We start from the raw sequence: 21,423 nt of genomic DNA, 5'->3' as shown, positions 1-21,423 counted from the left end.
GCGTCAAAAAACTAACTGGACTCCGAGTCCAAAAAGTCAATGGACTCCGAGTCCAAAAAGTCACTAGACATCACATCGGAAACCTAGAGAGGCCCTAGCAGCACGGGGGATGAGTTTATTAAAGGCCGAAGGCGCCGCCGCTGACGAGGATGAAGGTACCCAGGCCGATCAAGACGATAGGGAACAGCACATGCTCCCAGCGTTCGAGAATCTCCGCGATGGGCGGACGGGTGGCCACGAACTTCGCCAACAGGACCAGGCCCGCCACCAGAATCAGAAAGACAACGCAGTAGATGATAACGGTGGCGGTATCCACGTTGAGAAAAACCGGGACATAGACGCCGATATTGTCGCCACCGTTGGCAAAGGTCACCCCGGCGACGGTCAAGACGCTTACGTTCTTTCCGCTGACTTTCGCGTCATCGTCGTCATCGTCTCCCCGCCAGGCTTGCCAGGCCGCCCACAGCCCCAGGGCCAGGGGGATTAGCCCGAAGTAGGGGATCGCCTCGGTGGGCAGGAAGGCATCCGCCCCTAGGGTGACCAGAATCGTGGCTGCGAGGATGCCCGCGAAACCAAGATACTGCCCGGCCAGGATCCGAAGTGTGGTCCCTGCTTGGCCGGCCCCACGGGCGAAGAACAGCGAGAGCACGATGATGTCGTCGATATTGGTGGCGATAAACAGACCAACCGCCCCCAGGAGACCAGTTACCACTTACCTGTTCCCCTCTCCGGTGGCACACCCGGGCACGTCACATGCCGAGTCAATACACGGGGCATTTTCGTCGGCAGCCAGAGTGGTATCTAGCAGTGAGTTCAACGCTTGGACAAGATGGGCGTCGACGATCTCGTAGCGGGTCGTCCTCCCCTGCGGTTCTGCGACCACAATTCCGCAGTCCCGTAGGCAAGTGAGGTGGTTCGACACATTTGACCGCGTCAGTTCCAGTTCCCGGGCGAGAGCGGCCGGGTAGGCCGGGCCGCCCAGCAGGGTCAGGAGAATACGGGATCGGGTGGGATCGGCCATCGCCCGACCCAATCGGTTCATCACGTCCAAGCGCGAAGCAATAGTCAGCATGTACTGGACTATACAGCGTCTGCTGAACTGTTGCAACGAGGGGCGAACGTCGGCCCGACGGTGATGTGTGGGACACCAGCATCCTTCGGTACTGTCTGTGTCGAATTCGTTCGTCTATGAACAGCAGGCTGCCGCAAGGGTCACTCAGGCGGCCGAGGCCTCTGTTCCGGACAAGGACAAGGAGCAATCCGCGGGGCTGCCCCCACGAGCGTCAAGAAGAAAGCGTAACTGGCCGGCTGTCAGGGACGCCACCGCCTCCCACCCCTGACATATTGCCTTAGGGGTGGCGGTAATTCGACCATCCGCAGCTTAGGCTTGGCCCTTCAGCCAACTCCTGTCGATGACCCGGTGTGCATAGGAGATCATCGCCATGGCGTCGAGAAAATCTTGTCCCTTTTCTTCCGATCCCAGACGTGCGCGATGGGCGCGATCGTTACGAAGGTGTCCGTAGATTCCGTTGAGTAGATGGATGAATCCGAAATGCTCGGCCTCATCTGCTGGGCTGGAGAAATCGTTTATGAATCGTGGCCCAGGGTTATTGCGTGTACCGAACACGTACTGAGTGAGCTTCTCTCCGTCAAGCGCGCAGTCTGCGGGCCGGATACGTTCCATCAGTGACTTTGTCGCTTCGGTTACAGCATGGAACATCGACTGATTAATCAGTTCTTCTTCACAAAATCTCAGCGCCTCGGGATGAGTGCCGCGCAAGACAAGCTTCTCTTTTATCCGCCTGGTCAGGGCGTCGGCGCCGATGACGCCTTCACCTGTAGGGACGATGTGCCCCTCCTCGGTGACGCTGAACCGATAGGTGCGAAGGATTGTGTCGACGTCGGAGATGATCCGTTGACGCTTCTGTGGCCCCTTCAAGAACCGGGCTGGAGCTAGAGCCTCTGAAACAAAACGTGCCAGTGGCCCGCTCGACTCAGCGGATTGTTGCTCGTTCATCAAGGCGTGGTAGGCGATATCAGTCTTGGAGGAAAAACCCTCGAGCACCGTGATACCGGCCGCGGCGAAGACATTATGCATCTCCGTAGCTGAGATTCCCTCCCCTCCTGCCACGAGTGCCTTGCAGAGTGCGCGTGTCAGAGCGGGGTTAGCAACTGGAAGGTTATTTTTAGAAAGCATGCTATGAATTTAGCGAGTGCGTCCCAGCATGTGTCACCGGATAGGGAAGAGTGCGCAGTTTCTGGCACGCTGTTTGAAGTGTCCCAGGTTTTGTTCCGTTTGAGTAGATGGGAAAATCTGGAACATGCCGAGAAAATTTGACCAGGATGCAAAGGACCGAGTGGTCCGTCTTGTAGAGGACCGCATCGTGGCGGAAAATATGTCGATGCACCCCGCGTGCCAGGCAGTAGCCCCAAAGCTGGGGGTTTCATGGCACACGGCTCGTCAATGGACTTAAGCCTGCCCGCCGTGCGGGAAACATCCCAGAACCTGTGCCTGAAAATGTGGCCGCCGAAAACGCGAGGCTGCGCCGTGAAAATCACCAGCTACGCGACACTAATGAGCTGCTGAAGGCCGCGTCAGCTTTTTCGCCTCATGACTCGACCCGAAACGTTAAGAAATGATCCGGTTCATCGATGACTACCGGAGCAGTTTCTCTGTCGAGTTCATTTGTAAGACGTTGAAGAATAACCGGGCTGGTGGGTTTATCACCTCGCGTGGTTATCGCCAGTTCAAGGCCCGTGGATTAAGCGCTCGTCGCCTTCGCGATACTATGTTGGTTGAACGCATTAGTGCTGTTCATAGAGATAATTACGGTGTCTACGGCGTGCGGAAAATGTGGCATGCTCTCCGCCGTGACGGAATCGATATCGGCCGTGAACACGCTACCCGACTGATGCGCCTGGCTGGCGTTTCTGGCAAAGGCAAAGGCGGATCACCAATCACAATCCGAAAAGCTAACGTGCCTGATTTGCGCCCAGATTTGGTCGAGCGTGAATTTAAAGCTCAAGGACCGAATAAGCTGTGGGTGGCCGACATTACCTACGTGCGCACGAAGAAAGGCTTTGTGTAGAACGTGAGCTGCTGTGCGTGGCAGGCCTCGGGTGTTACGTATGGATAACGGCCCGGAGTTCATCAGCCGTGAGCTGGCTAGTTGGGCTGCTAAGCAAGACACTGTCGAGGCGTTCATCCCACCGGGGATGCCATGGCATAACGGGTTTGTGGAGTCCTTCCACAACCGGCTACGCGACGAGCTGTGAGAGGACGAGATGTTCGACGACCCCGCCCATGCGTCGCGTTGCCTGCGACTGTGGTCGAAGCGCTATAATACCTATTATCCTCATTCGAGCCTAGGGTTTATCCCGCCGACTGAGTACGCCAACCAATGGCACCAAACCCAGGAAGGCACTCAAACCGCCCGGTCTTAAAAACCAGCCTGGCCCACCCGCGGACTTGATGATGTCTACCTCACTACCAGTGATGCCCATTTAGGTATCCAGCACGCGATTAGTGACGTGTTACTGAATGCGTCCTGGCAACGATGTCGAACCCATTTCGCCAAAAACCTATCGTCGATGGTGCCCAAGACGCAGTGGCCAACCCTATCGGCGATGTTTCATACGGTACTCCAGCAGCAAGATTCGGAATCGGTGTGGTCCCAAGCCACAGAGGTCGTGGCGTTTTGCCAGCAGAAGTTCCACACGTTGCTAACTACCTGGAAGAAGCCCTCGACGAACTATTGGCGTTTACAAACGCGCTGGCATCAGTGTGGAAGAAAGACTGGCCGAATAATCCCGCTGAACGGCTCAATCGTGAAATCTGGTGACGTACAGATGTCGTCGGCATCTTCCCCAATCTTGACGCTGTGGTGCGCCTTGTCTGTGCGGTCTTGGCTGAACAACATGATGACTGGATTCAGCAAAACCGCTACATGTCGCTAACGAGCCTGGAACAGACCAAAGCGTTGATCACCGTCAACGTCATTGACGCTGACACCTCCAAGGAAGTCGCGTGAACCAGTTAGAGCACCGGGTACGTGCTGACCCCCTGAGCCCATAACACTGCTTGTTTCAACGAAAGGCAGAAACACCACTCAAACAGACTTGACCAGCGGCCTAGCGCCAGCCCATGGTCATGAGCAGGCCAATGAGGGCGAGGCCGAAGCCAATCCCGTAGTTCCAACCGCTGAGCTCCGCCATGAAGGGGATGGATTCACCGGCGAGGTAATTGACCACGAGCCACAGCAGGCCAATGACCATCAGGCCAAGCATGATGGCCACGTACCATTTCGGGGTGCCTTCAGAGTTGATTTTGACCGGGGTGCGGTTTGCCCCAGAAGAGCTCGATACCTGGGTGGCAGAGCTCTGGGTGATCTTTGACTTTGGCATAAGAGACCTTCTCTAGATTTCAGTTCTTATCTCAGTGCTTACTGATGAATTACGATACCAGCAGCTATGGCTGCGGCAGGAGCGCCGAGGCTTCGAATTTCCAGATGCGAACCTCCACGTCCTGATCCTTGCGGATGGTATCGCCGGGATTAGTGGACGCCCAACCGATCTTATTGCTATCGACCAACGCGCCGGTGGGAATTGGCTCGCCCACGCGCAGCTCGCCATCCCAGCCCGCCTGACGCAGGGCATTCTCGGCTTGTCCTTGGTTCTTGTGCATGATCTCTGGTGCCTTCATGAGCATCCCATTGGATACCTCAATGGTGACAGTCTGGCCCTTTTCCAGCTGAGCGCCCTGGTTGGAGACGTTAAGCACGGTGCCTTCCGGCTCTAAGGAATCGACTTCCCGGACATTGACGTCGAAGTCATTGGCTTCGAGGCGGCTGCGCGCATCCTCCTCGTTCAAGCCAGCGACATCAGGAACGCGCTTCTTTTCGATGCCCTTAGACACCGTCACCCGGACCTTTGATCCCTTGGACAATTGGGTACCACCCGCGGGGTTCTGCTGAATTACCTCGCCGGCGGGGGCCTCATCATTGCGCTCAGAAATATCCGAGTTCAGCTCCAAGCCTGCCTCTCCCAAAACCTGCGCGGCCTGATCCAAGTTCATGCCGGTGATATCTGGGACATCGATGATTTCCTTGCCGGAAGAAACGGTCAAGGTCACCGAGGCATTCTTCTGCAATTCCGAACCAGGGGCCGGATTAATGCGAATCGCATTATTGCGATCGATATCGGGGTTAGCTTCCTCGTTCACGGTGACGAGAAGTCCCAAGTCCTCGAGCTCCTTGACCACTTCATTGCGCGGGCGGTTTTCTACCTCCGGCACGATGACGCTATTGTGCTCCGCCACCTCGGTTTGGTTTCGACCGTTCCGGTTATCGTCATCGTCGCTACTCCAGAAATCCCAGGCAAAATAGCCCAAGATGGCGATCAACAGCGCGACGAGAAGCAGCGCGAGCCACTTCATCCAGCCGCCGCTTTCGTCCTCTTCGGTAGGACGCGTCGATTCGATCGGTGCCCGGTGGGACGCAGCCGCAGGGGCAGTAGAAGTGGCCGGTGCGGGCATCGCCGTCGTGGCATCATCTTCGTTTACGTGCATGCGAGCAGCATTGGTGACCTGGCCACCCCGCAGGCGGTCCAAATCGCCGGCCATCTCCCAGGCGGACTGGTAGCGGTCCGCGGGGTGCTTGGCCATCGCGGTCAGTACCACCGCATCGATATTGACCCGCTGGGTGGGGGTCAACGAGGGATCATCGATAAGCTCCGAAGGCGGGGTCGGTTCCTCCTGCACGTGCTGGTAGGCCACGGCAAAGGGGGTTTCGCCTTCGAATGGGGTGCGGCCGGTGAGCACCTCGTACATGACGCAGCCCAGCGCATAGACATCGGAACGCGCATCGGCGTGTTTGCCGCGCGCCTGCTCCGGGGAGAGGTACTGAGCGGTACCGATAACGGCAGAAGTCTGGGTCATCGCTGAAGTTGAATCGTCCAATGCACGAGCGATGCCAAAGTCCATCACCTTCACCTGGCCGGTGTTGGTGAGCATGATATTCGCCGGTTTGATATCGCGGTGAATGATTCCCGCCTCATGGGATGCCTGCAGAGCCTCAGCAACCGGCTTGAGGATTTCCGCCGCCTCTTGGGCGGGCAGCGGGCCATCTTCGCGAATAATATCGCGCAGCGTGGCCCCGTTGACCCTTTCCATGACGATATATGGGATGGTCATGCCATCCATCTCGGTCTCACCGGTGTCATACACCGCCACGATATTGGGATGGTTTAATTTGCCTGAGTTCTGTGCCTCGCGGTAGAAGCGCTCGCGAAAGTTGATATCGCGGGCCATCTCCGTGCGCAGCATCTTTACCGCTACTTGCCGGCCTAAAGTGGTGTCTTCTGCGGCAAATACCTCGGACATGCCGCCGGAGCCGATGATCTCACCGAGCCGGTACCGGTCATTGACCATGGCTTAGTCACCATCCTGTCTTAATAAGTCAGATAAATCCCCAGGAAGTTCATCGGGCTGGGAGTTTACTGTGTTTTTCTGTTCAGGTGTATTTTCGACGTGCGTCTGCTGCTCCTGCGGTTGGCGCTGCTGGGGCTGGCGTTGCTGCGGCGGAGTATTCGGGCTCTGCTGGTTTCGCGTCGGGGCCTGCTGGTTCGGGGCCTGCGGCTGACGGTGATTATCACGCGGCGCCTGGTTGCCCTCCCGATCCGTGGGCTCGGTCTCCGTTACCGTCACTTCCGGCTGCGTTTCATTCGTACCTTTGTCCTCTTCCAGCGTTTCTACTTCCGTGGTCGTGGGATCCCGGTATTCAGTAACCACGGACGTTTCTTGGGTAGACGAAGGCTCGCTGTCGCCACCCTCGCTACTAATGAGGTTCATCAGGGCGTAGCCGCCCGCAGCAAGCAGGGCGATGGCCACGACGATACCCAGGCCCTTGAGGAAAGACTTCCCGCCCTTCGAATCACCTTCCGGTACCGGTGCTGCCTTGCGCTGTGGCGCGGCAGTGCCCGCCGCCGGATGAATGGTGGTGGGCTGGGCGACATCGGCAAGCATTTCGGTCGATGCCGAGGGCGAAGGCTCCGGGGCCTGGTGGTGAGCCGGAATGGACTTTGGACGCGGTGGGCGCTTGCCCAGGCGCACATCGGATACCGCGACAGTGAATTCATTGCCATCGGCATAGCGGGTATTGGGATCCTTGCGCAGCGCAATGCGGATGAGCTCGCGCGCCGGGGCGCTAATCGTGGTCGAAAGCGGCTCTGGCTCCTGGTTGATGTGGGCAAGAGCAATGGAAACGGAGGAATCGCCCGAAAAAGGGCGCTTGCCGCCAAGCATCTCGTAGCCTACGACGCCGAGCGAGTAGATATCCGAGGCAGGGGAGACTTCCTTGCCCTGCGCTTGCTCGGGCGAAACGTACTGGGCGGTACCCACCACCATGCCGGTGCGCGTGAGCGGTACCGCGGCAGCCGCCTTGGCGATGCCAAAGTCCGTAATTTTTACCTGCCCATTTTGGGTAATCATCAGGTTGCCGGGCTTAATATCGCGGTGCACCAAGCCCATCCGGTGGATAATGGAGAGGCCGTGGCCTGCTTGCTCGAGCACATCCAGCGCGAGTTCTTCCTGTAAGGTGCTCTCGCGCGCGAGCAGGTCCGCGAGGGATTCGCCCCGCACGTATTCCAAGGCCATGAAGCAGAATTTACGGCCATTATCTTCCAGCTCGCGGTAGTCGTACGTGGCCACCACGTTATCGGACTGGATAGACTCGGCGGATTCCGCTTCATTGCGGAAGCGGGAGAGGAATTCCTGGTTATCGGAAAATTCCGGCCGCAAAACCTTGATGGCTACTTCGCGGTCATTACGAATATCATCGGCAAGCCACACCGTGGACATGCCACCGTGGCCAATGATCCACTGCAGTTCGTAGTCGCTGCCGATGAGTTCCTGGAGATGGTCCTTATTTTCGGTATTCTTCATTACTGCTCCCCCTGGTATGCGCGCAAGATGGCACGACCAATTGGGCCAGAGACCCTGCCGCCCGTTGCGGATTCACCCAAGTTACCGCCATTCTTAACGACGACCCCGACGGCAATATCGCGGTCCGGGTCAAAGGCGACGTACCACACGTGCGGAGCTAAGCCTTCGCCGTGCTCGGCGGTACCGGTTTTAGACGCGAAGCCATTGCCATCGTAGCCCCACGAAGAACGCTCGGAGGCAAACATCAAATCCTGAATGGTCGATGCGGTCTCTTCCGTGACGGCCTCTCCGGCTTTCTTGGGCTTGGTGGTGCGGATGTCCTTCATCTGGGCATCGGTAATGCGATTGACCAGGTAAGGCTCCATGCGCGTGCCTTTATTAGCCACGGTGCCGGCCATGACTGCCGCTTGCAACGCGGACATAGTGACATCGCGCTGGCCGATGGCCGATTGCGCCGTCGCCGCACCATCCGGCAGGTCGCCCAAGGTACCCGCGGAGGAAGAAACTCCCAGATCGTATTTCTTGCCGATGCCGAAAGCATCCGCGTATTTGCGCAGCTCATCCGCGCCAATCTGCTCCGACATCTGCACAAATGCGGTATTGCACGACAGCGCGAATGCGGTTTGCAGGGTGACGGAATCTTGGCCGTTGCACTTTTCATTGCCGTAGTTCGTCAGCTCCGTGACGGCATCCGGCAAGGTAATCACATTGGAGCCGGTCAGGCTCGACGAGGGATTGAATCCATTATTCAATCCAGCCGCAGTCGTAATGATCTTGAAAATAGATCCCGGTGGCAAAGTATCCGCCGCTGCGTGGTTGACGAGCGGCTGGCCCGCTTGCTCCTGCAATCCTGTCCACGCTTCATTAGCGGACTCGCCCAGCAGGGAATTCGGGTTAAAACCTGGGTTGGAGGCCATGGCCAGGATCTTGCCCGTCGACGGCTGGATGGCAACCGCCGATCCTTCGTATCCCGGACCGGCCAGTTGATCATACGCGGCCTGCTGCAATGCTGGGTCGATGGTGACCTCTACATTGGCGCCCTGAGTGGGTTTATTCGCGATGGTATCCAGCCAGTGCTGTTTGAACAGGGAATCATCCGTGCCATTGAGAATGTCATTTTGCGAAGATTCCAATTCCGAAGCGCCAAATTGCTCGGACAGATAGCCGGTGATATTGCCAAAAGCGGGCGAATCGATGGGATAAGACCGAGAATAGGTCTCATCCGGGTTTTCCGTGGATTGTGCCAGCACCGTATTGCCGGAATAGATCTGGCCGCGCGGGGTGGTCTGCAGCTCTATAAATCCGCGCGAGTTCTTAGCATTATGCGCGTATTTATCGTCCGAGAATGCCTGAATGACCGTCAGATTCACCAACAGGATAGCGGTCAAAATGATGGCAAATAGGGATACTAGGCGGATGGATTTATTCATCGGTAAGCCTCCTGAACCGACGGGAACATGGAGGTGTCACTCGGAGCAGCGCTCGAGTTCTCCTGCATGGGTCGGCGTGCCGCGTTAGAGATCCGCAGCAAGATCGCCAACAGTACATAGTTAGCCATGAGAGAGGAACCACCGGCGGACATGAAAGGAGTGGTCAAGCCGGTCATCGGCAGCAGGGCGGAAATGCCACCGGTGACGACGAAGACCTGTACCGCCAAAGTAAGAGAAAGGCCTGAGGCGACTAGTTTGCCGTAGGTATCGCGGGTACGCAACGCGGTATTGAATCCGCGGGTAACCAACATGCCAAAGAGGATCAAAACGGCAGCTAGACCAATCAGCCCCAATTCCTCACCGATGGCGGCGAGGATGAAGTCTGAGTGTGCCACCGGTACCAATTCGGGATGGCCCTGGCCCAGGCCGCTGCCGGAAATACCGCCAGAGGACATACCAAAAAGGGACTGGGACAGTTGGAAGCCAGTGACATCATAATTTGCTAGCGGATCCAAGAAGTTGGAGAAACGCTGCTGGATCTTTTCAGAAACTTGGTAAATGCCAAAGCCGCCGATACCGACGAGGATGAGGCCGATAAATAGCCAACTGACCCGGCCGGTAGCCATAAATAGCATGCCCAGCACCGTGCTGAAGAGCAGCAGCGCCGGACCAAAGTCATTGGAAATTCCCATGATGATGATGGCGATGGCCCACACGATGAGAATGGGGGCGAGGTCGCGCAAGCGGGGCAGGGAAATCCCTAGGAAGCGATACCCAGCCACAGTAAAGAGGGATCGCTTCTGCGTCAGCAGCATGGCAAAGAATAAGATCAGCATGATCTTGGAGAACTCACCCGGCTGGATGGAAAAGGGCCCGAAGTTCAGCCAAATGCGAGCTTCAACGTCATCAGGTTGTGGCCATACTAACGGCAGCGCCAACAGTACGAGGCCAGCCGCGCCCAAGATATAGGAATAGCGGGTGAGTGAGCGATGGTCCTTGACAACCGCCAGGACCAGCACAAAGAGCACGAGGCCAACGACGGTCCACATGACCTGGCGGACCGCGAGTCCCCGGTCATTGACCAAATCCAGGCGGGCCAAAACGATAAGCCCAATGCCATTAAGGATGGCAACGATAGGCAACATGATCTGGTCCGCGTAGGGCGCCAAGAAGCACATTGCCAAGTGGGCAATGGTAAAGACACCAATGAATCCACCGATGAGGTAGATCAAGTCCGTCGTGAGCGCATTATCCTGCGACAGCTCCAAACTGACCAAGGTAATGGCAAAGACGACCGCGGCGAGAATAAGGAGGCCGAGTTCGATTCTTCGGCTAAAAAACTTCTGCATCAGCTACACCTCCCTACAAGTGACCCCAGGTTTGTTTTCCTTGGTGTCTTTATTATCTTTTTGGCTCGGCGCAGTGATACATGGCTTGAGTGCCTTTTCACCCAAGTCATTAATCTGATCCTGAACCTCGCTCAGGTCACCGGCGGAAATGTGGTTTACCGCGCCGCGCTCAGACTCGGGCAGGTCAGAGACCTTCAACGGGGTGAAGTCTCCCTTGCACTTCTGTGCAGAAAACAGCAAGGAGTTCTTGTCATTAATGCACACGTATTGGTGCGTGGAGCTTAGATCCTTGCCAAATAGGGAATAGTCCGCGCCTTTGAGGATGGTGATCTCTTGTGCGTCGTTGGTCTCGGCATAATAGTTATTGGACAAGAAATTCTTGACCCACAGCCCTGCGCCGATAACGAGCGCCAAGATGATGATGAGGGCGATGAGGACCTTCCACCCAATTTTTCGTCGAGGGGGCTCGTCCTCTGCCTCTTCTTCATCGGAGTCCGAAGCCGCGTTGTCTTCATCGGCCATAACGGCCGGCGGAATCACCTGGGGTTTACGGGTGAGTTTGGCGGCGCGTGATGCAGAAGAATCCGGGTGAGTGGGCTCTTCTACCGAACCCGCCAGCGCACCAACGCGAAAAGGCTCGTGGGTGGCGGGTTTTTCTTCCGTAACCTCACCGATGACGACCGTGACATTGTCCGGTCCGCCCGAACGTATGGCGAGATCCACGAGGGTGGAGCCCGCCTGTTCGATGCTTCCCTGGCCAAGGGCGGTTTCAATAGTGGAAGCCGTAACCGGGTCAGACAGTCCATCCGAGCACAGCAGGATGCGGTCACCCGCCTTGGCTTCGAACGTGAAGAGCGTCGGCTCCACCGCACGGCCGGTATAGGCCTTCAAGATGAGGGACTTTTGTGGGTGGGAAGAAACATCTTCTGCAGCCAGCTCCCCCTTATCCACCAAGGACTGCACGTAGGTATCGTCCTTGGTGATTTGCTCGAGCTTGCCATCGCGCAGCAAATAAGCGCGCGAATCGCCCACATGGCAAACACCAAAGGTGGTGCCATTGAACAGCATCGTGGACAGCGTCGTGCCCATGCCTTCGGTCTCAGGGTGGGCGGTGACGTGCTCGCTGATGGCCTCATTGGCGTCATCGGCAGCAGCCGCAAGGAGCGCCTCCGTGTCCTCCTTACCCGGATCCTGATCCAAGATTTCGAGGTGGTTGACCATGAGTTGGGAGGCGACCTCACCCGCGGCATGCCCGCCCATGCCATCGGCCAAAATCAGCAGGTGGGATCCGGCGTATCCGGAGTCCTCATTATTTCCGCGGATAAGCCCGCGGTCCGACTTGGCAAAAAAGTTTAGCTTCAGTGTCATGCGTTCAACCTCACGGTAGTGCGGCCTAGCTTAATTTCGGAGTTCGCGCCGACTACCTCAGGTTGGTCGATGCGCACACCATTGACGAGGGTTCCGTTGCGCGATTCCAAATCCTCCACTACCCACTCGCTGCCGCGGCGAAATAGGCGTGCATGATGGCCGGAGGAGTAATCATCCCCAGTGACAAAATCACAGTCGGCGGCACGTCCCAAGGTACATTCCTCGAGCGTGCCCAAATCCATGTGGGATCCCTGCAAGGGGCCCTCCACAATAGAAAGCTGCTTTACCGCAGCGTGACTGCGCGGGGACGCACCCATTTTTGACGACTGTGGCATAGCACCTGCGGATTTATTGGTATCCCGCCGCATGGCATTCAAGGCCACCAGGACAAATACCCACAAAAGAGCCAATAAGCCGATGCGAAGCGCCAGCATGATGACTGCATCCATGGCGGCCTCCCTTCCTCAGTGTGAATTAGTAACTATGCGAATCAAGGCCCGTAATGCGGACCTCGACGTGGGAATGGCCCATGGTGATCACATCGCCATCGGCAAGCAGCCAGTTATCAATAGGAGTGTCATTGACCGTGGTGCCATTGGTGGACTGCAAATCCACCAATACGGCATCTTCACCGTTCCACGTGATTTCCGCATGCTGGCGGGACACGCCCGTATCCGGCAGGCGCAAATCCGCATCATTGCTGCGGCCAATAATATTTGACCCTTCCTGCACGTGGTAGACGCGGGAAGAGCCATCCTGCAACATCAAATTGACAGCGGGGCCCTGCGTTTGCGGCGCGGGTTGGTCATCTTGCGCAATGAAAGCGGTAGTAGCTGCGTCATCCGCATTATTTTCGTGCGGGTTGGTCATCTGGTCCTCCTGACCATCAAAGTCGTGGAAAATCGCCTCGAAACCGGTCTCTTCTGTGGGCTCGTGATCTATAAACGAGGACACACGAAGCTGGCCCGTGCGCAGGCCCGATTCCTCCGCTATCCGCACAATGACGGGACCAGCGAGGGACCATCCGTTATTGCGGATAAAGCGAGATAATTGGTCTGCGCAATCGGCAGGCAAATCGGGGTCTTGCGACAAGTTCTCCAAATCCTTGGAGGAGACACCTACAGTCATGACATTGGGACTATAGAGTTTGTCATCGTCCCCGTGGCCGAGATTGTCCTGGGCTTCTTGCTTCAAAAGCTCATCAATCTCTGCAGGAACGACCTTGCCGCCGAAGACAAAAGCCATGCCGTTATCAAGGCCGCGTTGCATAGCGGAATCGAGCTTCGCCAGCCTTTCTAAAAACGCCACGAATTTTGCTCCTTTCCGCTATACAGCGATCAGTAGTGATCAGTAGTAGCCATTATAGTTTGTATACCCCTTTCAAACGTAGACGGCGGCGCGAAAGTTCCTAGTTTTTCGCCATTAAATGCGCAAAATAATCCGCTTTTCCTGCTGATTTGTAATTGTATGCACTCCCTGTGCTATCTTTATCTAGTCGCACTGACAACCACACCCTGCCCGGGTGGCGGAATTGGCAGACGCGCTGGCTTCAGGTGCCAGTGTTCGATAAGGACGTGCGGGTTCAAGTCCCGCCCCGGGCACAAAGAGCAGTTGAACAAACTGCGACACCGGAGGTAACAAACTCGAAAGGGTTCGTGACCTTCGGTTTCTTTGTTTTTCTGAACTTTGGCGGTTGAGGATTGCAAGTGTGGGAATTTACATCCTAACTCCCGCTCTCTTCTGTCGAACTCTTGTTTTCGATGGTGTCAACAAGTCATTTTGTTTGTTATTTTGATCTGACGTTCTGGCTTTAGCTCCCGCTTCGGGGCAATTGGAATCCTCCAACTGAGATGTTTTCCTTGGGCTGTTGGAGGATTTCCTAGTTGTTGAATCCCAATTTAAGAATTAAACGACTGGGCTGACGCGGAACAGGTTTCCATCAGGGTCGGCAACTACGAAGGTGCGGCCGAAGACGTCATCGTCGGGTGGCTGCACAATTTGGACTCCTTTTGATTGGTGCTGTTGCAAAGTTGGGCGGAGAGTAGCGAAGACTCAGTTTCTCATTCCCTGATGGCCGCTGCGTGTGGGCGTTGTTAGGCCGTCTCGAAGACCCTGTTGACGATCACCGCGTCCGGGTTCGGTTGCCCGTGAGGTCAAACACAGTGCCTTGCCCTTTCCGCAATGAGTGCATCGCCTCCATCCCTTTCAACGTCCGATATGCAGATGTCCGGTTCTTAAACGTACCTTTCGGCCCGAGGATCCGCTTCAGTCGACCATGGTCGCCTTCTAGGATGTTGTTGAGGTATTTCACCTGTCGGTGTTCCACTGTTGGCGGGCAGGTTCCCCCTGACTTCAACTCGGCGATTGCCCTGGCTAGGGAGGATGCTTTATCGGTGTTGATCACTCTGGGATACCCGGCTGACGCATTGTATCTGAGAGCCTTGGCCAGAAAACGTTTCGCTGCGGCCACGTTCTGCTTCGGAGAGAGGTAAAAGTCCAGGGTCTGGCCACCGGCGGGGATCGCCCGATAGAGGTAGCACCACCTGCCGCCGATCCGGATATAGGTCTCACCACCCGCCAGGAACTGGCCTGCCAGTCAGGTACCTGCCGGTACCACCGTGTTTGCTTGTCCAGCTCAGGGGCGTATTTCTGGACCCAGCGGTAGATCGTGGTTGATCAACCGGCACACCCCGCTGAAGTCATCATTTCCTCCAAGTCTCGGTAGCTCACCCCTAGCGGCAGTACCACCGCACTGCCCACAGAATGACGTCACGGGGGAAATGACGACCGGAGAAGATACCCATGGCTGTGATTATTTCACGTCGCTCTTCCTACTGCCCCAACTTTGCAACAGCACCCAAAGCCCTGGAATGAACTCCTGTCACCAGGGTCATTCCAGGGCATATTTCCCTGACTAAGAGAAGCAGTGACACAGAAGGTCTACCTCAGCGTGGGCCCTGTGGGCGTGCAGGTTCCGTGTGTGGCTGGTGTGCTGCGGCATGGTCGGCAGCGATTGATGACCGACTCTGGAGCGGGTGCCTTGTCTGGTCTCGCGGTTCAGGGTGGGTGGACTATTCGGCGGGTTGGATCTCGCTCTCGGTGACCCACTTGTGGTTGGTCATCGTCATCCCGTCGACGGTGAGATCAACCATGTAGACCGTCTCCTCGGTGGAGTAATCGATGGTGGCCTCAGCACCCTTCATGCCGGACATGTGCTCGGCATCCAGGACAACGCTCGCCCCGTCGGGCAGGGGGGCCTGACCCGGATCGACGAGCTCCTCATGGACGACCCAGCGGTGGTCGGTAACCGGGGCCCCACCCTCGGCGGGGGTGTAGCTGACCGAATAGGTCGTGGTGTCAAACGCCCCGGAAATGGTGGCGGTGGCCCCGTCCATGCCGGGCGTGTGGTCAGCGGTGAGGATGACCTCGGTGCCCACCGGGTACGTGGGATCCTCGGCCTCTTCAATGCCTGCCGGCGGTGCCCCGCCGTCGGCAGGGTGGTCGTGCCCGCCGTGCTCTTCGTCGGCAGTGGTGGTGTCTTCCTGGTGGGTCTCGTTGGTCTCTGCGGTTGCCGTCGTGGTGCTGGTGGTGTCGGCATCGTCGGAGTTGTCGGTGGCGTCGCTGCAGGCGGTCAGCGCCAGGGTGGAGGTCAGTACCAAGGCGGCGAGGGTAATGCTGCGTTTCATGAGCGTTCCTTTCAAAGGTGGTGTGAGTTAGGGGTCGAGAGACAAGGTCAGTCAGTAACGGTTACGGGGGATATCGACCTACTGTGTTCCTCCTTCCCGTCGGTCGGAGCCAGGTGAGTCGGCTCCAGATCAATGCGGCGCAACAGCTGGGCGTTCAGGGCCACCACGATGGTCGAGGCAGACATCAAGATCGCGCCCACGGCCGGGGACAGCACGAACCCGATCGAGGCGAGCACTCCGGCAGCCAGCGGCACGGCGAGGATGTTGTAGCCAGAGGCCCAGATCAGGTTCTGGATCATCTTGCGGTAGCTGGTCTGGGACAGCTCAATCATCGACAGCACTGCCCGCGGGTCATCACTGGCTAGGACCACCCCGGCAGATTCCATGGCCACATCCGTGCCGGCACCAATGGCGATACCGACGTCCGCGCGGGTCAGAGCGGGGGCGTCATTGACACCGTCACCGACCATGGCCACGCTCAAACCCCGGTCCTGCAGCTGCGTGACCTTGGTGTCTTTGTCCTGGGGCAGGACCTCGGCGAAGACCTCATCAATGCCTAGGTCCTGACCAACCGCCTGGGCCACCTGTTGCGCGTCGCCGGTGATCATCGCGACCTTCACCCCGCGTTCCTGCAGGGCTTTCACAGCGGCGCGGGATTCGGGGCGGATCTTGTCCTCGACGGCCACCGCACCGATGATCTGACCGTCGCGGACAATATGGAGCACACCGGCCCCACGCCCGGTCCAGGCACTGGTGGTGTCGGTGAGCTCGGCCGGGGTGGTGAGGTTGAACTCGCGCAGCATGTTCGGCCCGCCCACGAGGATCTCAGCGCCATCGACAGTGGCCCGGACTCCCCGGCCGGAGGCGGCGTTGAAACCAGTTGCACGGATTTGCCGACGGGAGGCCTCGGGATGGGCGGCCGCGGCCGCCACGATGGCGCGGGCCACGGGGTGCTCGCTGTCGGCCTCCGCAGCGGCGGCCAGGGCCAGTAGCTCGTCCTCGGTGACGCCGACAGCTGCCGCGACACCGGTGACCGCGTGCGCACCCTCGGTCAGGGTGCCGGTTTTGTCGAAGAGCACCACGTCGATGGTGCGCATCCGCTCGAGCGCCATCCGGTCCTTGATGAGCACCCCGGATTTCGCGGCCCGCTCGCTGGAGATCGCAATGACCAGCGGAATCGCCAGGCCCAGGGCGTGCGGACAGGCGATGACCAGCACCGTAACCGTGCGCACCACGGCATCGTCCGGGCTGCCGATGATGGTCCACACCACCGCGGTGATCAGAGCGGAGATCAGCGCGAACCAGAACAACAACGCCGCCGCCCGATCCGCCAGGGCCTGGGCCCGGGAGGAGGACTCCTGGGCGTCGGCAACCATGCGTTGGATCCCAGCCAGGGCGGTGTCCCCGCCGGTAGCCTCCACCCGGATGCGGACGGTGTTGTCGGTGGCCACAGTACCGGCGACCACCTTGTCACCGGTGTCGCGGAAGACGGGACGGGATTCGCCGGTGATCATCGCCTCATCGAATTCGGCGGCTCCGTCGAGGATGGTTCCGTCGGCCGGCACCCGGGCACCGGCCCTCACCAGAACGACGTCGTCGACGACCAGCTCGGAGATGGCCACGGTGCGGGTGGTCCCGTCGATGACTTTCTCGGCCTCATCCGGCAGCAGGGCAGCCAGCGCGTCAAGCGCGGAGGACGCGGCCCCGAGAGCGCGCATCTCCAGCCAGTGGCCCAGCAGCATGATGGTCACCAGCAGGGCCAGCTCCCACCAGAAGTCCAGGTCAAAACCACCCAGCCCCAGAGTGGTGACCCAGGAGGCGACAAACGCCACGGTGATGGCCATGGCGATCAGGAGCATCATCCCGGGTTGGCGGGATTTCAGTTCTTTCCATGCGCCCTTGAGGAAAGGCGTTCCGCCGTAGACGAAGATGATCGTGCCCAGCACCGGGGGGATCCAGGTGGATCCGGGGAATGCCGGGAGGTGGTAGCCAAGCAGGTGGGCGACCATGGGGCTGAAAATAACGACGGGAATGGACAAAATCAGCGACCACCAGAAGCGGTCCCGAAACATTGCGGTGCTGTGTCCGGCGTGTTCGCCGTGACCATGAACGTGGTGGTCTTCGTCCGGGGCGGAATGCGGGTGATCGTGGGGCATTGCCTGGCCGTGGGGGTCGGCATCTGCGTGGTGTTCGTGGCTGGCATGATCCGGGTGGTGGGTGTGGTCTGTTTCCGGAGCGGGGTGATCACCATGGTGATCACCCGAATGGTGGGGAGTGCTCATGACGTTCCTTTCGCTCAACCCGGTCGGGGTCGAGATGATGGGTAAAACTGATCAGGATAAGACGGTGTAGCCGACCTCCTCGATGGCCCGGCGAACCATCTCCGGAGGTACGGCACCGGTGACCGTGATGGTGGAAACTCCACCAGCAGCGAGATCAATCTGGACGTCGTCGACCTGGGGGAGGGCCTGAAGGGCCTGGGTCACGCTTTTCGCGCAGTGCCCGCAGGTCAGGCCGGTGACCTGGTAGCTAGGGGAGGACCCTCCTGCTGACGAGTCGCTGGTGGCAGGGGTGGAGGCGGTGTCGGCACGTGAGGCAGGTCCGCAACAGCTGCAGCCGTGGGAGGCCATCGGCAAGAGGCGGGGCGGGGAGGTGATCATGGGAAAGCTCCTACGAGTCGGTGGGATGCGGCGATGCCACTCTCTAGCATATACCCCCCAGGGGTATATTTTCAATGGGTGGAGGGCGCGGCTCTCATGCGGGGCAGGGTGTGGTCACCGAGCAGCCTCCTCACTGTCGGGAGGGGACAGCGGGAGGCGGAGGGCAAACACCGCTCCGCGACCGGGTCCGGGGGAGGTGGCGGTGAGAGTGCCGCCGTGGGCCTCGATCAATGCCTTGGAGATGGTCAGACCGATACCGGCCCCGCCGTCGTCCCGGCTGCGGGCGGCATCCCCCCGGTAGAAGCGTTCGAAGATGTATCTGAGCTGGTCAGGCGGGATGCCCTCGCCGTCATCGGCGACGTGGATGAGTGCGGTGGACGCCCCCTGTCGGTGGACGCTGATCCGGACCTGCCCGCCGGCCGGGGTGTGTCGTAGCGCGTTCGACAGGAGATTGCTCATCACCTGGCCGAAGCGTTGCCGGTCCACGAGCGCCCGGGCGGTGTGTGTAATGGTCTCGATCTGTAAATCGACGCCTTTGTCAGCATAAGCTTCCCCCGCGGCAGCAGCGGCGGTATGGAGCAGATCCCCGAGCCCTTCCTCCGCCAGGTCCAAATCGATCCGGTGTTCCTGGGCCCGGGAGACATCGTCGATGTCTTCCATCAACCGGGTCAGGCGGGTGAGTTGGTCAGCCATGATCGTGTGGGTGGCATTATTCCAGTCCACGACCCCGTCCTGGAGACCATCGAGGTAGACCGTGAGCACCGATAAGGGGGTGCCCATTTCGTGGGCCAGATCAGAGAGCATCTGGCGGCGGACCTGTTCGGTGTGTTCCAGCCGATCGGCCATGGTGTTGAAGGCATGCGCCAGGGTGGTGACCTCGGGGCCTGCTTTTCCGGCGGGCACGCGGATACGGGAGTTGCCGGCCGTCAGGCTGGTAGCGGCGCGGGTGAGATCCTGCAGGGGGGTGCGCAGACGACGCGATAACCACAGGCTGGCCAGCAGGGCGCTGATCAAGGCGGTGGGCAGGGCGACGGCCAGGGTGATCAGGTTGGCGCCCCGGTAGGCCTGCTCGGCATGGAACAGCTCCAGCGAGGGGTCCTCCTGGCCGGTCATCAACATATGATCATGGAACAGGGTCGGACCCACCGTCGTGGCCACGGCCGCGGCCACCAGCAGGCTAATCACCACGACCAACACCTGGGCGGCCAGGAAGCGGAAGGTCAGGCCGGGTCCGTGATTCATGGTTGCCCCACCCGGTAGCCCACGCCACGCACGGTGTCGATAAACCCCCGGCCCCGGGTGTCGGTGCCGAGCTTGCGACGCAAGTTGCCGATGTGGACATCGACGATGCGTTCATCACCGACCCAGGTGGTGTCCCAGACCTCGGTGACCAGGTCGTGGCGGGTCAGCACCTGGCTGGGGCGCAGGGCCAGGGCAACCAGCAGCTCGAACTCCGTGCGGGTGAGCTCCACGGTCGTCTCCCCCACCCGCACCTGATGGGCGACGGGGTCAAGGATGAGGTCACCAACGATCAAGGGGGTGGTCACCTGCGGTGGGGTGGTGCTGGTGCGCGGGCGGCGCAGCACCGCATGCACCCGGGTCACCAGTTCCCGGATGCTAAAAGGTTTGGTGATGTAGTCATCCGCCCCCAAGGTCAAACCGCTGATCTTGTCGTCCTCGCTGCCACGCGCGGTGAGCATGAGGATGTAGCAGTCCGAGAAGGTGCGGATCCGTCGGCACACCTCCAGGCCGTCGAGTTCGGGCAGCCCCAGATCCAGCACCACAACATCAGGGGAAAAGCGACGAGCCTCGTCCACGGCCTGGGTGCCGGTGTGAGCCTGGCGGGTATCGAAGCCGGCCCTGATGAGGTAGGAGGCCACCATCTGAGCCAGGGGTTGTTCATCATCGACGACCAGCACCCGCCCCGGGGGCGTGGCGGTGGTCGGTGTGCGGTCAGCCATAGGCCCCAGTATTGCTCCGGTCAGGGGGGAATACCACCCTCGCTCAGTGCCCGGCGGGGCAATCTTCATCAAATCTTCAAACATCACCCTTCGACTGCCGTCACCCTTGTGCCCCACCCCGGGCCGGCGGCATCGCCTCCCCTGGTCGGTTCAGCAGGCGCCACCAGGGATTTCACTGCCTGCACCGCATACCCGGGGCGGGTAGAAGGACATCGCCCACGGCTGTGGGGTGGTGTCCCGGTGGTGACCCAGCCCACCGAATCCACCCCCTTTTCGCCCTGTTATAAGGCTGTGAGCAGGGCTTTTGATTTCTAGTCCGTCAGGCACCCGTGCTAGATAAAGGTATGACATCGACCTTGAGGCGGTGTCTTCTCACGGTCTTACCACGATCCAAGGAGATTGACGTGAAACGAGCAGCGATCGCAGCCGCCGCCCTTGCCCTCGCCCTCACGGGGTGTTCGGCCGCCGACCCGGAACCCACCGCCGACGGGACGGTGTCCCGGGATACATTCCTGACTACCCATGGCCTGGCCGCCATGGACGCGGTGGAGATCATTGATCACCTCGACCGGCAGAAGGTCACTGAGCGTCCCACGGATCTGATCGCTTCAGTGCGTGCCGATGAACTGCTGCTCTCGAGCGATGACCAGGAAGTCGTGGTCGATCTTCCCGACAATCAGACGTATGTCTCGATCGCGCCCTATCTCACCTCCACCCACGACTGCTTCTACCACAGCCTCACGACCTGCCTGGGGGAACTCGACAATGAGGATATCCAGATCACGATCACCGATGAGGCGACCGGTGAGGTGCTGGTGGACGAGGCGACAACCACCTTCGACAACGGGTTTATTGGCTTCTGGCTTCCCGATGATGCCACCGGCCTGATTGAGGTCAGCTACCAGGGGCGTACCGGCACCGCGGAGTTTTCCACCGCCGACGATGGTGCCACCTGTGTCACAGACCTGCACCTGACGTGATGGCTCAGCAGGGTCCTCACCTGCGCCTGTCTCCCGTGTCACTGAAATCT

General features: G+C 59.1%; 21 protein-coding genes, 1 tRNA gene and 3 pseudogenes. 7 read left to right on the top strand and 18 right to left on the bottom strand.

Annotated features, from left to right (window positions below; genetic code table 11):
* Nucleotides 1–118 precede the first annotated feature (118 nt).
* From ABRP86_RS09255 to ABRP86_RS09245, 3 genes are all read right to left on the bottom strand, one after another.
* Nucleotides 119–712, bottom strand: a complete 594-nt coding sequence (locus ABRP86_RS09255; protein WP_239269705.1) for a cadmium resistance transporter — start codon at nt 710–712, stop codon at nt 119–121.
* Nucleotides 713–1,072 (bottom strand): Cd(II)/Pb(II)-sensing metalloregulatory transcriptional regulator CmtR, encoded by a 360-nt coding sequence (cmtR, locus tag ABRP86_RS09250; protein WP_349863844.1) that lies wholly within the window; start codon nt 1,070–1,072, stop codon nt 713–715.
* A gap of 309 nt (nt 1,073–1,381) precedes the next feature.
* Nucleotides 1,382–2,197: a TIGR02391 family protein gene (locus ABRP86_RS09245; protein ID WP_023024709.1), complete on the bottom strand. Its 816-nt coding sequence runs from the start codon at nt 2,195–2,197 to the stop codon at nt 1,382–1,384.
* Between the two features lie 78 nt (nt 2,198–2,275).
* Here ABRP86_RS09245 and ABRP86_RS09240 point away from each other — a divergent pair.
* The 5 genes and pseudogenes from ABRP86_RS09240 (at nt 2,276) to ABRP86_RS11705 (ending at nt 4,031) form a co-directional block, all read left to right on the top strand.
* Nucleotides 2,276–2,474: pseudogene (locus tag ABRP86_RS09240) on the top strand (hypothetical protein).
* Between the two features lie 162 nt (nt 2,475–2,636).
* Nucleotides 2,637–3,089 carry an IS3 family transposase gene (locus ABRP86_RS09235; protein WP_239269703.1) on the top strand — a complete coding sequence of 151 codons (453 nt, stop codon included), beginning with the start codon at nt 2,637–2,639 and terminating at the stop codon, nt 3,087–3,089.
* Between the two features lie 40 nt (nt 3,090–3,129).
* Nucleotides 3,130–3,276, top strand: a complete 147-nt coding sequence (locus ABRP86_RS09230) for an integrase core domain-containing protein (RefSeq protein ID WP_349863848.1) — start codon at nt 3,130–3,132, stop codon at nt 3,274–3,276.
* Between the two features lie 234 nt (nt 3,277–3,510).
* A pseudogene (locus ABRP86_RS11710) lies at nt 3,511–3,717 on the top strand (transposase); the annotation flags it as partial.
* 188 nt (nt 3,718–3,905) lie between these two features.
* Nucleotides 3,906–4,031, top strand: coding sequence for a hypothetical protein (locus ABRP86_RS11705; RefSeq protein WP_441303173.1), 126 nt, complete (start codon nt 3,906–3,908; stop codon nt 4,029–4,031).
* 100 nt (nt 4,032–4,131) lie between these two features.
* On the opposite strand, the gene crgA is transcribed toward ABRP86_RS11705, so the two are convergent.
* The 8 genes from crgA to ABRP86_RS09185 all read right to left on the bottom strand — a co-directional run bounded on the left by crgA (nt 4,132) and on the right by ABRP86_RS09185 (nt 13,394).
* Entirely contained in the window at nt 4,132–4,404 is a 273-nt protein-coding gene (gene crgA / locus ABRP86_RS09220; RefSeq protein WP_023024716.1) for a cell division protein CrgA, read from the bottom strand.
* A gap of 64 nt (nt 4,405–4,468) precedes the next feature.
* On the bottom strand, nt 4,469–6,427 hold the full coding sequence (pknB, locus tag ABRP86_RS09215; RefSeq protein ID WP_023024718.1) for a Stk1 family PASTA domain-containing Ser/Thr kinase: 1,959 nt from the start codon (nt 6,425–6,427) through the stop codon (nt 4,469–4,471).
* Between the two features lie 3 nt (nt 6,428–6,430).
* A complete protein-coding gene (locus ABRP86_RS09210) occupies nt 6,431–7,939 on the bottom strand; it encodes a serine/threonine-protein kinase (protein ID WP_298695342.1) in 1,509 nt (502 codons plus the stop codon).
* The gene (locus ABRP86_RS09205) at nt 7,939–9,369 is read right to left on the bottom strand and encodes a penicillin-binding transpeptidase domain-containing protein (RefSeq protein WP_298695344.1); all 1,431 of its coding nucleotides are present in this window, start codon (nt 9,367–9,369) and stop codon (nt 7,939–7,941) included. The genes ABRP86_RS09210 and ABRP86_RS09205 overlap by 1 nt, the downstream gene beginning before the upstream one ends.
* Entirely contained in the window at nt 9,366–10,718 is a 1,353-nt protein-coding gene (locus ABRP86_RS09200; RefSeq protein ID WP_349838035.1) for an FtsW/RodA/SpoVE family cell cycle protein, read from the bottom strand. Before ABRP86_RS09200 ends, ABRP86_RS09205 begins: the two co-directional genes overlap by 4 nt.
* Nucleotides 10,719–10,721: 3 nt before the next feature.
* A complete protein-coding gene (locus ABRP86_RS09195; protein ID WP_298695347.1) occupies nt 10,722–12,086 on the bottom strand; it encodes a PP2C family protein-serine/threonine phosphatase in 1,365 nt (454 codons plus the stop codon).
* Nucleotides 12,083–12,535 (bottom strand): FHA domain-containing protein FhaB/FipA, encoded by a 453-nt coding sequence (locus ABRP86_RS09190; RefSeq protein ID WP_239269696.1) that lies wholly within the window; start codon nt 12,533–12,535, stop codon nt 12,083–12,085. Before ABRP86_RS09190 ends, ABRP86_RS09195 begins: the two co-directional genes overlap by 4 nt.
* A gap of 25 nt (nt 12,536–12,560) precedes the next feature.
* Complete coding sequence (locus ABRP86_RS09185) at nt 12,561–13,394, bottom strand: FHA domain-containing protein (RefSeq protein ID WP_005276103.1); 834 nt, start codon at nt 13,392–13,394, stop codon at nt 12,561–12,563.
* 208 nt (nt 13,395–13,602) lie between these two features.
* On the opposite strand from ABRP86_RS09185, the gene ABRP86_RS09180 reads away from it, so the two are divergent.
* Nucleotides 13,603–13,687: transfer RNA gene (locus ABRP86_RS09180), tRNA-Leu, on the top strand.
* 304 nt (nt 13,688–13,991) lie between these two features.
* Here the strand turns inward: ABRP86_RS09180 and ABRP86_RS09175 are convergent.
* The 7 genes and pseudogenes from ABRP86_RS09175 to copR all read right to left on the bottom strand — a co-directional run bounded on the left by ABRP86_RS09175 (nt 13,992) and on the right by copR (nt 20,393).
* Nucleotides 13,992–14,114, bottom strand: coding sequence for a VOC family protein (locus tag ABRP86_RS09175; protein ID WP_005276107.1), 123 nt, complete (start codon nt 14,112–14,114; stop codon nt 13,992–13,994).
* Nucleotides 14,115–14,179: 65 nt separating this feature from the next.
* A pseudogene (locus ABRP86_RS09170) lies at nt 14,180–14,890 on the bottom strand (IS6 family transposase).
* Between the two features lie 267 nt (nt 14,891–15,157).
* The gene (locus ABRP86_RS09165) at nt 15,158–15,772 is read right to left on the bottom strand and encodes a YdhK family protein (RefSeq protein WP_239269695.1); all 615 of its coding nucleotides are present in this window, start codon (nt 15,770–15,772) and stop codon (nt 15,158–15,160) included.
* Nucleotides 15,773–15,819: 47 nt separating this feature from the next.
* Nucleotides 15,820–18,054 carry a copper-translocating P-type ATPase gene (locus ABRP86_RS09160; RefSeq protein WP_349863840.1) on the bottom strand — a complete coding sequence of 745 codons (2,235 nt, stop codon included), beginning with the start codon at nt 18,052–18,054 and terminating at the stop codon, nt 15,820–15,822.
* Nucleotides 18,055–18,105: 51 nt separating this feature from the next.
* Nucleotides 18,106–18,432, bottom strand: coding sequence for a heavy-metal-associated domain-containing protein (locus tag ABRP86_RS09155; protein WP_239269693.1), 327 nt, complete (start codon nt 18,430–18,432; stop codon nt 18,106–18,108).
* 114 nt (nt 18,433–18,546) lie between these two features.
* Nucleotides 18,547–19,674, bottom strand: a complete 1,128-nt coding sequence (gene copS / locus ABRP86_RS09150; RefSeq protein WP_239269692.1) for a two-component system sensor histidine kinase CopS — start codon at nt 19,672–19,674, stop codon at nt 18,547–18,549.
* Nucleotides 19,671–20,393, bottom strand: a complete 723-nt coding sequence (gene copR / locus ABRP86_RS09145; protein ID WP_239269691.1) for a two-component system response regulator CopR — start codon at nt 20,391–20,393, stop codon at nt 19,671–19,673. The genes copS and copR overlap by 4 nt, the downstream gene beginning before the upstream one ends.
* 404 nt (nt 20,394–20,797) lie before the next feature.
* Between copR and ABRP86_RS09140 the strand changes: the two genes are divergently transcribed.
* Nucleotides 20,798–21,373 carry a CueP family metal-binding protein gene (locus ABRP86_RS09140; protein WP_023016447.1) on the top strand — a complete coding sequence of 192 codons (576 nt, stop codon included), beginning with the start codon at nt 20,798–20,800 and terminating at the stop codon, nt 21,371–21,373.
* Nucleotides 21,374–21,423 lie beyond the last annotated feature (50 nt).

This window comes from Corynebacterium sp. KPL3927, assembly GCF_040225835.1.
In the GTDB taxonomy this organism is placed as follows: Bacteria; Actinomycetota; Actinomycetes; order Mycobacteriales; family Mycobacteriaceae; genus Corynebacterium.
Note: the sequence above shows the minus strand (reverse complement) of the source record. Positions and strands in the feature narration are given on the sequence as shown.

Excerpts from the sequence above, each read along its gene's own strand:
- ABRP86_RS09160 (WP_349863840.1), bottom strand. The coding sequence starts at position 18,054 with ATGAGCACTCCCCACCATTCGGGTGATCACCATGGTGATCACCCCGCT.
- ABRP86_RS09210 (WP_298695342.1), bottom strand. The coding sequence starts at position 7,939 with ATGAAGAATACCGAAAATAAGGACCATCTCCAGGAACTCATCGGCAGC.
- ABRP86_RS09245 (WP_023024709.1), bottom strand. The coding sequence starts at position 2,197 with ATGCTTTCTAAAAATAACCTTCCAGTTGCTAACCCCGCTCTGACACGC.
- ABRP86_RS09200 (WP_349838035.1), bottom strand. The coding sequence starts at position 10,718 with ATGCAGAAGTTTTTTAGCCGAAGAATCGAACTCGGCCTCCTTATTCTC.
- crgA (WP_023024716.1), bottom strand. The coding sequence starts at position 4,404 with ATGCCAAAGTCAAAGATCACCCAGAGCTCTGCCACCCAGGTATCGAGC.
- ABRP86_RS09165 (WP_239269695.1), bottom strand. The coding sequence starts at position 15,772 with ATGAAACGCAGCATTACCCTCGCCGCCTTGGTACTGACCTCCACCCTG.
- copR (WP_239269691.1), bottom strand. The coding sequence starts at position 20,393 with ATGGCTGACCGCACACCGACCACCGCCACGCCCCCGGGGCGGGTGCTG.
- ABRP86_RS09195 (WP_298695347.1), bottom strand. The coding sequence starts at position 12,086 with ATGACACTGAAGCTAAACTTTTTTGCCAAGTCGGACCGCGGGCTTATC.
- ABRP86_RS09205 (WP_298695344.1), bottom strand. The coding sequence starts at position 9,369 with ATGAATAAATCCATCCGCCTAGTATCCCTATTTGCCATCATTTTGACC.
- cmtR (WP_349863844.1), bottom strand. The coding sequence starts at position 1,072 with ATGCTGACTATTGCTTCGCGCTTGGACGTGATGAACCGATTGGGTCGG.
- ABRP86_RS09230 (WP_349863848.1), top strand. The coding sequence starts at position 3,130 with ATGGATAACGGCCCGGAGTTCATCAGCCGTGAGCTGGCTAGTTGGGCT.
- copS (WP_239269692.1), bottom strand. The coding sequence starts at position 19,674 with ATGAATCACGGACCCGGCCTGACCTTCCGCTTCCTGGCCGCCCAGGTG.
- ABRP86_RS09190 (WP_239269696.1), bottom strand. The coding sequence starts at position 12,535 with ATGGATGCAGTCATCATGCTGGCGCTTCGCATCGGCTTATTGGCTCTT.
- ABRP86_RS09235 (WP_239269703.1), top strand. The coding sequence starts at position 2,637 with ATGATCCGGTTCATCGATGACTACCGGAGCAGTTTCTCTGTCGAGTTC.
- ABRP86_RS09155 (WP_239269693.1), bottom strand. The coding sequence starts at position 18,432 with ATGATCACCTCCCCGCCCCGCCTCTTGCCGATGGCCTCCCACGGCTGC.
- pknB (WP_023024718.1), bottom strand. The coding sequence starts at position 6,427 with ATGGTCAATGACCGGTACCGGCTCGGTGAGATCATCGGCTCCGGCGGC.